Here is a 12509-nt window from a genome sequence, read left to right as displayed (position 1 = left end):
GGCGCATCAGTTTGAGCTAGCGCTGGATAAGAACATAGAGCAAGATGCTCATCGCGATGAGCAAGAAGCCTGCGATGTTAAACATCAGTGTGGCAAAGTTGCCCACGATGGGGCGTTCGACATAGCTTTTGTCTGGGTTGCTGGGGTTGTAGTACACGGTCATTTGGCTACCGAGGGGCCAAAGCTGCTCCGCGAGGGTGCCTAGGCGGGCGATGGGGCCTGTCTGCACGTGCAGCCAGCCCTTGGCGTCTTCGTAGGCGGTGGCTTGCGTGCGGATGGGGAGTCCCGACAAGCTTTTGGTCTTTATGCCACGGAATTGTTTTTTCGCGCGGTATTGCGTGCCGTCGACGGCGTATTCCAAAACGGGATACATCCTGCCTTCGCCCATAAAGCGATGGTCGATGACCGTTCCCATGGTCACGGCGGTACAGGCCTTGGCTTTCTTGCGAGCGGCGGCTTTCATGAGCGCGCTCACTCCGATAAGCAGGATGCCGATGCCCCCAACCAAGATGAGCGCGAGCAGGGATATCTGCGACGTGGTCACGGCGTTCTCCTTTGGCGCGATACCGTCATATGTGACTCAGTATAGAGAACCCCCGCCCTCGGTGGGCGTATTATGTGACAAAGGGACAGTCCCTTTGTCACATTGATTTGAGAATGGATGTTGATGTATTTATCGCTGGCTCCTATGGAGGGGATTACCGGGCATGTGTTCCGTCGCGTGCATGCGGAGTGCTTCGGCGCGCTCGATTGTTATTACACGCCGTTTTTGCCGCCGCCGCGGGTGGGCAATCGCTTTGGCGGCAAGGCGTTTAAAGAGGTCGATCCTGCCAACAACCAGGGACTTAACGTGGTGCCCCAGCTGATGTCCAAGAATGCGGACGAGTTTGTGTGGGCGGCGCAGGTGCTTGCCGATATGGGTTACCGCGAGGTCAACCTCAACCTTGGCTGCCCTTCGGGTACGGTGGTCGCGAAGGGCAAGGGTTCGGGCTTTCTGCGCAATTTGGATGAGCTCGAGGTGTTCTTGAGCGACGTGTGCGAACGCTCGCCCTTGCCGGTGTCGGTCAAGACCAGACTGGGGCTCGAATGCGATGACGAGTACGAGCGCGTGCTCGACCTCTATTGCCGAATGCCGCTGGCGGAGTTGATCGTGCATCCGCGCGTGCAAAAGGACCGTTATACGGGCTCACCGCGCAAAGAGTTTTACGGCGAGACGCTGGAACGGGCGCCGTTCCCCGTGGCCTATAACGGCGACATCTTTGATCTTGAGGACATGGATGCGCTGGTGAAGACCTATCCCGGAACACGCCACGTAATGTTGGGGCGCGGCTTGCTTGCGAATCCCGCGCTGGCTCGCATGGTTAAGGGCGACCCTGCCGCTACCGCCGCTGAGCTGCAACGCTTCCATGACATGCTGTTTGCGGCCTATGCGGACGAGATTGGGGGCAACGCGGTCTTTCGCATGAAGGAGTGGTGGTTCTACGCCAAATGCGCCTTCGCCGATCCCGCGACCGTTCACAAACTCGTACGCAAGACCAAAAAGGTCGATGAATACCGTGCCGCTGTCGACCGTGTCTTTCGCGAGCAGCAGCTTGCGCCCATCGCCCGCTTTTGTGGCTAAATGATCCCTTGGGGACGGAGAAGAACGGATCGCCTGTGCCGGACCCATGCAAAAAACTGTACGCCAGCATCCAAGGATGTCGAAAAATATCGTTTTTGGATGCTGACGTACATGTTTGGTTCGGCAGGGGACTAGGCAATCATTGCATCGAGTGTAATGAGTTCCCTGAGTCGCTCCGTGCGCGTTTGCCCATGGCGCTTTGCCTTTGCGTCAAATGCTTCAAGAACCGATTCGCCCACACGTGCCGATAAAACAACGCTTGGTTCATCGGAAATCGGCGGCCTTCCCAACTTGACGGTGTGGCCCTTCGGCCACTCATCTTTTTCGTATGCCGCTGCGGCTTTTTCTAGCTCACCGGGAGCAAACCCCATCATCTTTTCGAGCTGTTTAGCGTCCATAGCGCCTCCTATCGATCGATTCCGATTTCCCTGAGCACCTTGCGCGTAGGAGGGACAAGGGCGTGGTAAATGATGTAACCATCCCGATCGGGGCAACATCGAGCGATGAGCTCCATGAGGCGGCTTCTCTTTTTGTATACAATTTTGTAGACAAAAATACAAGTAACTAGTCATTTAAGAACGTCCCCAACGACTGCCCACAAATAGCTGTACGTCAGCATCCAAAGATGTCGAAAAATATCGACTTTGGATGCTGACGTACATGTTTGTGCCGTATGGGTTTGTGCGTTGGGGCCGGCCGACCGCAATAGAACGCTAGAGCAGGTTCTTCTGTATCCACGCGATGATGTCGCCCGACTCGTAGAGTGGCGTGCCGTCAATGAACAGGCAGGGAACTTGGCGCTTTCCGCCGACGGCGATGAGCGTCTGCTCGGCATCGGAATCGGTCGAGATATTACGCTCGGGGATGGTCACGCCGTTATCGGCCAGGAAACGCTTGACCTTTATGCAATACGGGCAGCCGGTCATAACGTAGAGCGCGAGCTCGTGATCAGTAGCCATAGGTCTCCAATCGGTTGAGGTTTCGATTGAAATACCCAAAGCCGCCGCGGTCTATGCACGCGTCAACGACGACTCGATTGCCTGTACCAGAAACGCCGTGGCGCCGGTGCTGCAGGGCTTGTCGTAGTAGTCAACAAAGCGCTGGTCGGCAAGATAGCCGTGGGCGAGGCCCAAGTACGCCTCGTCTTGGGGCTCGCATCCCCAGTTGAGAGCAATCCAGCGACGATGCATCGCGACAAGCTTGCGAGCCTCGCTTCCATCCGGTTCGCCGTCGCTCATGGCAATCGAGAGCTGGCCCAGAATAGCGCGTTCAAGTTCCTTCATGTCGTTCCATGTCTGAGGATCCATATCCAGTAACGTTTCGTTTGCTGCATCGATAGCCTCATCGCCATAGCGCGCCCGCGCTTCGGCGCCGTAGCGCTCCTCGTTTTCTTGCACGGCGCGCCAGCGTTCCAGTTGCGGCAGCACGGCGCCCATGAGCGAGACAGCTTCGTCGAGCGACATACCGGTGTTTTGTGCCAGGCGCGGGGCACAATCCTCGATCATTGCCTCCATCGTAGTGTCGTAGGTGTACTTGCCGTGGTCGTAGCACCACTTGCAGTAATGATCGGTCGCGGTGCCCGCAGCATCGGTGCCGCAGTCGTCGGGTGTGAGCACCATGCCGCAGCTCTGGCAATAGTGCTCGGGCATTTCGAGCAGGTGGGACAGCGGTTCTCCGGTTACGGCGGCAATGAGCTTCATCATGTCGATGCCCGGGGTGACTTCGCCGCGCTCCCAGCGGCTGACGGCTTGGCGCGTGACATAGAGCTTGGCGGCAAGCTGCTCTTGGGTAAGGTTGTTGGCGCGACGGACGGCGATGAGTTTTTCTGCAAAGGCCATAACGGCTCCTTTCTGCTGCTTGTTGGCTTAAGCATACGCGGCGGCCGACGCCCTTCCAAGCAACCGTTGGTTGCAAAAGGGGCGGTCGCGGTGAGGGATTACGCGCATCGCGCATGCCCTCATGCCGTACAATGACCGGCATGAAACCTATTGCACACATACATACCGACCTGCCGCAAAAGTTCGGCATCCCGCGCAACAGCTTTTTGGCGCCCCATCTTGAGGGACGCATCGTCTTTGAGCCGGAATTTGCCTCCAGCGCGGCAGTTGAGGGTCTGGACTCCTTCTCTCACCTGTGGCTGCTCTGGCGCTTTGAAAACGGAACACCCGGCGGCGCGGCCGAAGACATCGCCGCCGATGCCAAGACACAGGATAGGTCCGGCACCAACGCCAAGTGGTCGAAGACCGTGCGTCCGCCGCGCTTGGGTGGAGCCGAGCGCGTGGGCGTATTTGCCACGCGCAGCCCGTTTCGACCTAATCCCATTGGGCTTACCTGCGTCAAACTCGATCATGTCGGGCTTACCGACGATGGCCCCATCATCCATGTGCTAGGGGCCGATCTGCGTGACGGCACGCCCATCTACGACATTAAGCCCTACATTCCGTTTGCGGACTGCCACTCGGATGCGACCGGCGGCTGGATTGAGGATGCGCCGTGGCAAGAGCTCGACGTTGACTTCCCGCAAGCGCTGCAGGAGATGGTCCCGCCCACGAAGCTCCCCGGGTTGGTCGAGGTCCTTCGCCAAGATCCGCGCCGCGCGGGTAGCAAGCACGAGCCAAACCGCATTTACCACTTGGCTTACGCTGGGCTCGACATATCCTTTACGGTTGACGGATCCAAGTTGACGGTAACCGCCGTCAACGACGCGCGGGACTAGCCAGCCATTCGATGGCGCTCGCCAAATTCAACGCCAAACCCCGTGCCAAAATCGCCCACGCTGGTGGACAATAACGCCTATCAAAACAATCCGCTTTGCACGGGAGCTCAGCATGAAATACGACTTTACTTCGCTTATCGACCGCCACGGCATGGACGCCATCGCCGTTGACTCCTGGGGCGAGATCCCTGGCATGGCTCCGAACGCGCCCGACGAGGGCTTCGACCGCATCCCCATGTGGGTGGCGGACATGAATTTTGCCACGGTGCCCACGGTCCAGGAGCACATCATTCAGCGCGCCCAGCATCCCATGTTTGGCTATTTCGATCCGCGCGACGAGTACTTCGACCGCATCATCGAATGGCAGAGCCGACGTAATGGCGTCGAGGGTCTGCTCCCGGAGCATATCGGCTACGAAAACGGCGTGCTGGGCGGTGTCGTGTCGACCCTGCGGGCGTATGTCCAGCCGGGCGATGCGGTGCTGGTCCACAGCCCTACCTACATCGGCTTTACCAAGTCCATCGAAGCCGCGGGCTATCGCATTGTCCACAGCCCGCTTAAGCTCGACGACCAGGGCGTGTGGCGCATGGACTTTGAGGACATGGAACGCAAGCTCACCCAAAACCACATCCACGCCGCGGTGTTCTGCTCGCCGCACAATCCTTGTGGCCGCGTATGGGAGCGCGACGAGATCGAGCGCGCCATGGACATCTATCGCCGGCACGATTGCGTGGTGATTTCGGACGAGATTTGGTCCGACATCATCTTGCCCGGTCACAAGCATATCCCGACGCAGTCGGTGAGCGAGGATGCCCGCATGCGCACGGTCGCCCTCTATGCGCCCAGCAAGACGTTTAACCTGGCGGGCCTGGTCGGCAGCTACCACATCATCTATAACGAGACGCTGCGCGACCGCGTGTGCGCCGTGTCCAATAAGACCCACTACAACGAGATGAATGTCCTTTCGATGCATGCGCTTATCGGCGCCTACCAGCCGCAGGGCTACGAGTGGCTCGATGAGCTCAACGAGGTTATCGAGGGCAACATTGACTACTTCTGCGATTACGTGGACGAGCATTTTGAGGGCGTGTCCTATTCGCGCCCGCAGGGCACCTATATGGTGTTCCTGGACTGCACGGAGTGGTGCTGCGTGCATGGGCACGATATTCAGTGGCTGCTCGACGAGGGGGCGCGTGTGGGCGTGGGCTATCAGGACGGCCGTCCATTCCATGGACCTTGCCACATTCGCGTGAATCTGGCGCTGCCGCTTTCGCGTGTAAGGGAGGCGTGCGACCGCTTGGACCGCTACGTTTTTAATGCACGGTAAGTGAGTGCTGCATGCGGGGCTGTCTGCCAGATTGGCTGGAAGGCCCCGTATGGTAAAGCATCTGTAACCATTGAGCGCAAGCGCGGTTTTGTCTGCTAATATCTTTGCTCTTGAGTCTGTAAACAGGATCGTCTGGAGCTCGATGAAAAGACCTCGTCGCTCGGCCGCCATATCGTTGTTTGTTGCGCTTGCAGTGGTGGGCGCCTTTGTCGTGGCGATAGCTGGCTGTTCCGGGTTGAATGATGGGGCCGCGGCGTCTGCATCAGAAGGCGCAGCCGCCTCGCAGGTCAAAGACGACAACCTTAAGACGCTCAACGTTGGCAGCGACCTCTATCCACCGTTTGTGTATAGCAACGAGTACGGCGATATTGTTGGCCTGGATGTCGATATTTTGACCGAGGCTTTGGGCCGCATTGGCTACAAGCCAAAGTACCAGCTGATCGACTGGGAAAAGAAGAAAGAGCTGCTGGCGAGCGGCGAGCTCGATTGCGTCATGGGCAGCTTTAGTATGACGGGCCGCGAAGGCGAGTATCGCTGGGCGGGGCCGTACCTTGCGAGCCGACAGGTGGTTGCTGTCGATCCCGAAAGCGATATCTACACGCTTGCCGATCTTGAGGGTAGGGTCGTGGCGGTCCAGTCCACCACCAAGCCCGAATCGATTCTGCTCAATCACACCAATGAAAACGTTCCGCAGATTAAGGAGCTCTACAGCTTTTCGGACCGCTCGTACCTGAACCCGGCGCTTGTCGAGGGCCTAGTCGACGCCATCGCCGCGCATGAGTCCTCGCTGCTCACCTACGAAAAAGACTATGGCGTGACGTATCGCATTTTGTCTGAGCCGCTGCTAGAGGTTGGTTTGGGCACCGCTTTCGATATCAACGACACACGCGGCATCGACGTTAAGCTCACCCATGCCTACCAAGAAATGCTTGCCGATGGCACCATGGAGCGCCTGGTGTCAAAGTATTTTGATGACCCTTCGCCCTTTTTGAATGTGGAGGGCCTGTCATGATTGATGCGTCCGACCACACCGCTCAGGAGCGGGGCGATCGTTCGGCACGGGAATGGCTCATCGTCGTCCTGTTGGGGATAGCGCTCTCGATTGTTGCCGGCGTGACGAGCTACGCCTACACGACAGCTCAGGCCGAGCAGCGCTTTGCCGACGTTGTCGATTACGTGGCGACACAGAGCCTTTCCTACGATGCGTTCAACAGCGCCTATGCGACCAAAAACCTGATTCGCGTTATGGAGATCGCCGGAGAGGCGGCGCGCGATATGGAGCGCGACGGCTCGGTGGATAACGCTACGTTGGAGCAATATGCTGACCAGTTTAATGTGACAGCGCTGATCGTAACGGATGCATCGGGCAACTTGGTGTCCGAGTCCTCGAAGGATGACGTGGGCTACGAGTCGCTCGCCGCGAATCTCAAAGAGGCGCCTGTGCTGGAGGTGGCAGCCCATCCGCTTAAGTCCTATACCGCTCGCATTACGCTTGCGGACGATTCGGTCGCAGACATTGGCTGCGTGGCCCGGCGGGACGGTGAGGGCATCGTTGTCGCGGTGAGGCACCAGAGCGCCAAGGCGGTCGCGAGCAATACGCTCAAGTTGCAGAGCTTGCTCGATGGTTATGAGACCATCGATAGCGGCAATATCGTGATCGAAAACGACGGTAAGGTCGTTGCGACCAACGCTGTTGAGCCCGCCGTGTCAGGCGTGTTCGATTTGCCTGCGACGGATGCCATCGTTGTCAACGGCATTAAGGAGCGTTGCCTGGCTGGTAAGGTCAGATTGGTTAACGACAGCGGTGAGTGGTATCTGGGCACATTTGGTAAAGCGCGCGATTTTTACGTGTACACCTATGCTCCCGCGCAGCGTTACTTTGAGGTTGTTGCCGCTGTTGTTGCCAGCGTGTTGGCACTCTACGGCGGTGTTATAGCCACTGTTGTGTTGGTGCGCCGCCGCGCCGAGAGCCAACGCTTTGCCGACCTGTTGCTGCAGGAGCGCGACTATGGCGACAAACTGGCAAAAGCGGCGCGCGAAGCTTCGTCTGCCAACTCTGCAAAGACGGAGTTCCTGCGTCGCATGAGTCACGACCTGCGCACGCCCATCAACGGCATTCGCGGTATGGTCGAGGTGGGCAATGCCAACGCGGACGACTTGCAAAAGCAGACTGAGTGCCGCTCAAAGATCTGGACGGCGTCGGGACTGTTGCTCGACCTTGCGAACGAGGCACTCGATATGAGCCGCTTGGAGAGCGGGCAGGTCGACCTGAATCTCGTGCCTACAGATATGGTGGCCCTCAACCGTGAGGTGTGCGATATTCTGGAGCGCCAAGCCGAGGAGCGCCTGGTGACAATTATCTGCGACCAACGGACTCTTGATCATCCCTATGCCCGGGTGAGCGTGACGCACCTCAAGCGTCTGTTGCTCAATATTGCCGGTAATGCCGTCAAGTACAACCGCCAGGGCGGCTATGTTCGCCTGACATGCCGCGAGGTGGAGCCGGTGGACGGTGTCCCCGTCTATGAATACACGATCGCCGATAACGGCATTGGCATGAGCGAGGAGTTTCAACAGCACCTCTACGAGCCGTTCAGCCGCGAGGAACAGCAGGTGGAAGGCGCTTCATCGGGAACTGGCCTGGGCGCGTCTATTGCCAAACAGTTGGTCGAGCTTATGGGCGGAACCATGAGCTTTACGAGCGCCTTGGGGCGGGGGACGACGTTTACCATTTGCCTGCCGTTTGAGAAGTGCAAGAGTTCCGAGATTCCCCAGGCAGTTCGCGTGGATGCAGGCGACAGCGACGTGATCCAGGGCCTGCGTGTTTTGCTCGTAGAGGATAACGACCTGAATGCCGAGATCGCACAGTTTACGCTCGACCGCGCCGGTGCCGTCGTGACACATGTTAAAGATGGCGAGTCTGCCGTCGAGACGTTTGCCGCGAGCGCGCCGCACGAGTACGACGTGGTATTGATGGACATCATGATGCCCGGCATCGATGGCCTTGAGGCCACGCGTCAGATTCGAGCGCTCGATCGCGAGGACGCCGCGACCACGCCGATTATCGCCGTGAGCGCCAATGCCTTTGCCGACGACCGTAGGCTTTCGCGCGAGGCGGGCATGAACGCGCATCTGAGCAAACCCGTGAGTTCTCAGGATCTCGTTGAGGCGCTTGCGCACATAGCCGCCGACGCTTCATAAACAAATAGCTCGGTTCCAATACTGGTTGGAACCGAGCCATTTTGCTATTTGCAGGACCTGTTTTTGGGCTTACTTTTCATGGATCTGCTTGCCGCAAAGATGCTCAATCGAAATCTCGTAGAGTTGGACGCCCTTGATGTCTTTGGCGATTTCCTCTTCAACTTCTTCGGCAGAGGGGTAGTACTTAAGCGCGAGCTGGCGGACTTTGTCCTCGATAAACGCAGGTGTCTCATCTACCAGACGGCAACGACCAAAGACCACGGTGCTCATAACATAGGGAGCCCAGTCATCGTCCTTGTACCACTCGTTGCCGTAAACGGTAAAGCAGACTTTATCATCACGCCTGAGTGAATCGACCTTGTGGCCAGCCTTGGCACCATGGAAATAAATCTTGTCGTGCTCGGCGTCAAAGAAGTAGTTGACGGGAATGGCATACGGGTAGCCACCATCGCCGTTGACGGCAAAGACACCGCGCTTGCAGATAGCGAGCAACTCGCGCGCTTCCTCGTCAGTGATGGCGCGTTTCTTTCGACGTAAGGGCCTAAACATCGTTGGCTTCCTTTCTAACTGTGCATGGTGGGTGGGCACAAACTATAGCGAAACAGTTCCGTTTTTCTTGATGCGGGCGAGGATGTTTTTGAGCTTGTTAAAGTCGAGCGGTTTGGGCAGATGGGCGTTCATGCCGGCATCGTGTGCCGCCTTGGCGTCCTCGGCAAAGGCATTGGCGGTGAGCGCGATGATGGGGATGTCGGCTGCATCGGCCTTCTCGCTCAGACGAATCGCGCGAGTTGCCTCGTAGCCATCCATGCCCGGCATCATGATGTCCATCAGGATCGCATCGAAGCTGCCGGCGGGACGACTAGTGTATAGTTCGACCGCTTCTTTGCCGTCGGCGGCGCGAGTTACGACGATGCCTTCGCTTTCGAGCAGGGCCTGGGCAATTTCGGCATTGAGCTCGTTGTCTTCGGCCAAAAGAACGTTCATGCCGGCAAGCGAGCAGCTGATCGCCTGCTCGTCCGCACCTTCTCTTGCCTGAGGGTTCTTGTCGATATCGAGCGGAATCTGGACGTTGAACGTACTTCCCATGCCGACCTCGCTCGAAATCTCAATCGTGCCGCCCATCATGTCTATGAGCGATTTGACGATCGGCATGCCCATGCCAGTTCCCTGAAATTTACTGCGGGCATCGTTGCCCTCTTGGGCAAACGGTTCGTAGATGTGCTTTAGAAACTCGGGCGACATGCCGATGCCGGTGTCCGAGACGCTAAAGCAAAACACGGCGTGCTCGTCGTCGACCGGTTTGATGGTCGATGAGAACGTGACGGTGCCTCCGTGCTTGTTGTACTTGATGCTGTTGTCGAGCAGGTTGACAAGGATCTGCCGAATATGGGTGGGGCTGCCGATCATATATTGGTCGACAGCGTAGGGCTCGCTGGTGTCGAGCATGGTTATGCCGCGGTCCGATGCGCGGAGCTTGCACAGTACGAGCGCATTGTCGCACAGCTCTTTAAGGTTGAATGATTCGTGCTCGAGCGTCACTTTGCGCTCCTCGATCCTGCCCATCTCGAGGATGTCGTTAATCAGTGACAGCAGGTGATTGGCGGCAACGCGCGCCTTGGCGCGGCTTTCGCGGGCGACCTGCATGTCGCCTTCTCTCAATTCCTCAATTTCGATAAGGCCCAGGATGCCGTTGAGCGGCGTGCGGATGTCGTGGCTCATGCGCGTGAGGAAAGCGGTTTTGGCGGCGTTGGCGGCATCGGCTTTCTGCCGTTCCTCCTGTGCGCGGTAAAGCGACCAGACAAGGATGACGATGCCGGTGAGCAAAATGCAGATGACGACTGCCGCAATGACGATGCGGTTGCGGTAGAGAAGTCGGAACGCATCCGATTCTTGCGCCGAGTACGATGTGGGGAAATAGCTGTTTGCAGAGAGCGATTCACCTGCATTGACGATGCCCTTATTGATGATTCCCAGCAGCTCGGGCTTGCCGCGCGAAATTAAACACGATAGTTGTGCCGTGTTGGTGAGTTCCTGTGTTTCGAAATCCTCGATGTCGTAGATGTCGCGGAGAGTTTCCAGGCGCGTGCTGGGGACAATGATGCAACGTGCCTTCCCCTCATCGAGGGCTTTGAGCACCTCGCCGTCATTCGAATACTCGGTTACCGTTGCGTTCGGAAAGAGACTTTCGAGCTCAAAACGGTTAACGATTGTGCTCTTTGTACAAGCGATGTTCTTAAGGTCGCTGTTCAGGTTTTTGCCACTGTGAATGGCGGTCAGCGAAACCGTTCCCATCGAGTTTGACTGGATGACCCCTGTCTGCTCGGCGAGCCAGTAGTCGCGAAACAACGGCAGGGCGACATCGATGGTCCCGTTGGAAAGGGCTTTGATCATTTGTTTGTTGCTCGAGAGTGCGATTGTTTTGACCGTAATGCCAAACTTGTCGTGCAACGTCGTTGCAAGCGAGGCGAGCGACCCTTCCATCTCGCCGTCGTCATTTTGCGTACAGTAGGGAAGTTGGTTTTTAAGATAGCCGATCGTGATGGTATTGCCGTTTTCTTTGAGCCAGGTGGTCTCGGGGCCGGTGAGCGATGACGAGCCACTGTTTTGGGTCGAGTAACTCGATTTGACTTCCTCGTTATAGCGCGGGTTATCGCGGGCGATGGTCGTCATGGCGGCGTTGATGTCGTTCATCAGATCAGGGCGGCTTTTGGGAACGGCAAAATAGTAGTCGCTCGAGCCTACGTAGAACATGGGTGACGCATCGGGCGACGAAATGGTGTCGTTCATGATGACGGCGTCGACCTCGCCGTCTGCAAGCGCCTCAAAGAGGGCACTGCCGGTGTCGATTTCTTTATAGGTGCAGGTAACGCCTTCGTCGGCGAGCCACTGCTGGCCGACGATAGTTTGCATAACGCCAGAGTTGCAGCCGATGGTGAGGCCTTGGAGCGCCTGGGGGTCACCCTTGGCCAGGTCGTCGCGGTCGGGCCTGGCGTAGATGTAGTAGCGCTCGGTGCCCTCGGGGTTCGAGGAAAAGAGCAGCTTCTGCTCGCGTTCTGCCGAATACGAGATGTTGGGCATGAGGTCGATTTCGCCTGCCTCGAGCATGTCCATAAGCTCGGAGAAGGTGCCGCTAACGTATTCGTATTGCCAGCCCTTTGTGTAATACGAGAGGGTCTGGAGGTACTCGTAGCCCCATCCCGAGAGGCGCTCGCCCGGCGTGCCTTCCTGGAAGCCTTTGTTGTTGACGAGCCAGCCAACGCGAACCGTCTTGACCTGCTGGTCGGAGTCGGCGGCAAAGGCTGGGGTGGGCATGACGGCGCTCAGTAGTGTGAGCGCAGCAAGCGCGACAGCTAGGGTGCGATATAGAGCTAAGCGAAGGACGGCGGAAGGTTTCACAGGCAATCCTATCGAGTCGAGATAATACCGCATAAGGATACCAGCTCAGCTTGCCTAACATCCGGCACTTAGGGACGTTCCCAATCTGTCCGGCAGTTGTAGTAGTCATTGGGGACGTTCTTAAACGACTAGTCGCCGGGGACACTCTTTGCCGGAGTTGGCACTTAGGGACGTTCCTTATGTGCCGGCAGTTGGGGACAGTCCCTTTCTGCCAGCACAAAAGGAGCGTCCTCGAGTGTCGAGTGTGG

At 57.6% G+C, this 12509-nt stretch carries 11 protein-coding genes; 5 read left to right on the top strand and 6 right to left on the bottom strand.

The genetic code is table 11. The features are described from left to right. Window positions 1-16 precede the first annotated feature (16 nt). On the bottom strand, window positions 17-544 hold the full coding sequence (locus AAAX73_RS03535) for a DUF3592 domain-containing protein (protein ID WP_117635840.1): 528 nt from the start codon (window positions 542-544) through the stop codon (window positions 17-19). Window positions 545-667: 123 nt separating this feature from the next. Between AAAX73_RS03535 and AAAX73_RS03530 the strand changes: the two genes are divergently transcribed. Continuing rightward, window positions 668-1621 (top strand): tRNA-dihydrouridine synthase family protein, encoded by a 954-nt coding sequence (locus tag AAAX73_RS03530; RefSeq protein ID WP_349125026.1) that lies wholly within the window; start codon window positions 668-670, stop codon window positions 1619-1621. A 131-nt stretch (window positions 1622-1752) separates the two neighbouring features. Here AAAX73_RS03530 and AAAX73_RS03525 read toward each other — a convergent pair whose 3' ends face one another. The 3 genes from AAAX73_RS03525 to AAAX73_RS03515 all read right to left on the bottom strand — a co-directional run bounded on the left by AAAX73_RS03525 (window position 1753) and on the right by AAAX73_RS03515 (window position 3459). Beyond that, window positions 1753-2019 carry a ribbon-helix-helix protein, CopG family gene (locus AAAX73_RS03525; RefSeq protein ID WP_055252530.1) on the bottom strand — a complete coding sequence of 89 codons (267 nt, stop codon included), beginning with the start codon at window positions 2017-2019 and terminating at the stop codon, window positions 1753-1755. Between the two features lie 315 nt (window positions 2020-2334). After that, window positions 2335-2580 carry a glutaredoxin gene (locus AAAX73_RS03520; RefSeq protein ID WP_117635838.1) on the bottom strand — a complete coding sequence of 82 codons (246 nt, stop codon included), beginning with the start codon at window positions 2578-2580 and terminating at the stop codon, window positions 2335-2337. Between the two features lie 51 nt (window positions 2581-2631). Next, window positions 2632-3459, bottom strand: coding sequence for a TipAS antibiotic-recognition domain-containing protein (locus AAAX73_RS03515; protein WP_349125025.1), 828 nt, complete (start codon window positions 3457-3459; stop codon window positions 2632-2634). Between the two features lie 140 nt (window positions 3460-3599). Here AAAX73_RS03515 and AAAX73_RS03510 point away from each other — a divergent pair, with 140 nt between their 5' ends. The 4 genes from AAAX73_RS03510 to AAAX73_RS03495 all read left to right on the top strand — a co-directional run bounded on the left by AAAX73_RS03510 (window position 3600) and on the right by AAAX73_RS03495 (window position 8865). Beyond that, window positions 3600-4337 (top strand): tRNA (N6-threonylcarbamoyladenosine(37)-N6)-methyltransferase TrmO, encoded by a 738-nt coding sequence (locus tag AAAX73_RS03510; protein ID WP_233503087.1) that lies wholly within the window; start codon window positions 3600-3602, stop codon window positions 4335-4337. A 112-nt stretch (window positions 4338-4449) separates the two neighbouring features. Then, the gene (locus AAAX73_RS03505) at window positions 4450-5664 is read left to right on the top strand and encodes an aminotransferase class I/II-fold pyridoxal phosphate-dependent enzyme (protein WP_117635836.1); all 1215 of its coding nucleotides are present in this window, start codon (window positions 4450-4452) and stop codon (window positions 5662-5664) included. 142 nt (window positions 5665-5806) lie between these two features. Further along, complete coding sequence (locus AAAX73_RS03500) at window positions 5807-6676, top strand: ABC transporter substrate-binding protein (protein WP_117635835.1); 870 nt, start codon at window positions 5807-5809, stop codon at window positions 6674-6676. Beyond that, window positions 6673-8865, top strand: coding sequence for an ATP-binding protein (locus AAAX73_RS03495; RefSeq protein WP_117647361.1), 2193 nt, complete (start codon window positions 6673-6675; stop codon window positions 8863-8865). The genes AAAX73_RS03500 and AAAX73_RS03495 overlap by 4 nt, the downstream gene beginning before the upstream one ends. Window positions 8866-8934: 69 nt before the next feature. Here the strand turns inward: AAAX73_RS03495 and AAAX73_RS03490 are convergent, their stop codons facing one another. Together AAAX73_RS03490 and AAAX73_RS03485 are read right to left on the bottom strand one after the other, a co-directional pair. Then, entirely contained in the window at window positions 8935-9414 is a 480-nt protein-coding gene (locus AAAX73_RS03490) for a pyridoxamine 5'-phosphate oxidase family protein (protein ID WP_117736499.1), read from the bottom strand. Window positions 9415-9456: 42 nt separating this feature from the next. Beyond that, window positions 9457-12261 (bottom strand): transporter substrate-binding domain-containing protein, encoded by a 2805-nt coding sequence (locus AAAX73_RS03485; RefSeq protein WP_349125024.1) that lies wholly within the window; start codon window positions 12259-12261, stop codon window positions 9457-9459. Window positions 12262-12509 lie beyond the last annotated feature (248 nt).

The sequence above is a fragment of the Collinsella sp. CLA-ER-H9 genome (assembly GCF_040092295.1).
Taxonomy (GTDB): Bacteria; Actinomycetota; Coriobacteriia; order Coriobacteriales; family Coriobacteriaceae; genus Collinsella.
This window is presented reverse-complemented; position numbering and strand designations above follow the sequence as displayed.

Coding starts and splice junctions, on each gene's coding strand:
- AAAX73_RS03530 (WP_349125026.1), top strand. CDS start 668: ATGTATTTATCGCTGGCTCCTATGGAGGGGATTACCGGGCATGTGTTC.
- AAAX73_RS03525 (WP_055252530.1), bottom strand. CDS start 2,019: ATGGACGCTAAACAGCTCGAAAAGATGATGGGGTTTGCTCCCGGTGAG.
- AAAX73_RS03520 (WP_117635838.1), bottom strand. CDS start 2,580: ATGGCTACTGATCACGAGCTCGCGCTCTACGTTATGACCGGCTGCCCG.
- AAAX73_RS03515 (WP_349125025.1), bottom strand. CDS start 3,459: ATGGCCTTTGCAGAAAAACTCATCGCCGTCCGTCGCGCCAACAACCTT.
- AAAX73_RS03510 (WP_233503087.1), top strand. CDS start 3,600: ATGAAACCTATTGCACACATACATACCGACCTGCCGCAAAAGTTCGGC.
- AAAX73_RS03505 (WP_117635836.1), top strand. CDS start 4,450: ATGAAATACGACTTTACTTCGCTTATCGACCGCCACGGCATGGACGCC.
- AAAX73_RS03500 (WP_117635835.1), top strand. CDS start 5,807: ATGAAAAGACCTCGTCGCTCGGCCGCCATATCGTTGTTTGTTGCGCTT.
- AAAX73_RS03495 (WP_117647361.1), top strand. CDS start 6,673: ATGATTGATGCGTCCGACCACACCGCTCAGGAGCGGGGCGATCGTTCG.
- AAAX73_RS03490 (WP_117736499.1), bottom strand. CDS start 9,414: ATGTTTAGGCCCTTACGTCGAAAGAAACGCGCCATCACTGACGAGGAA.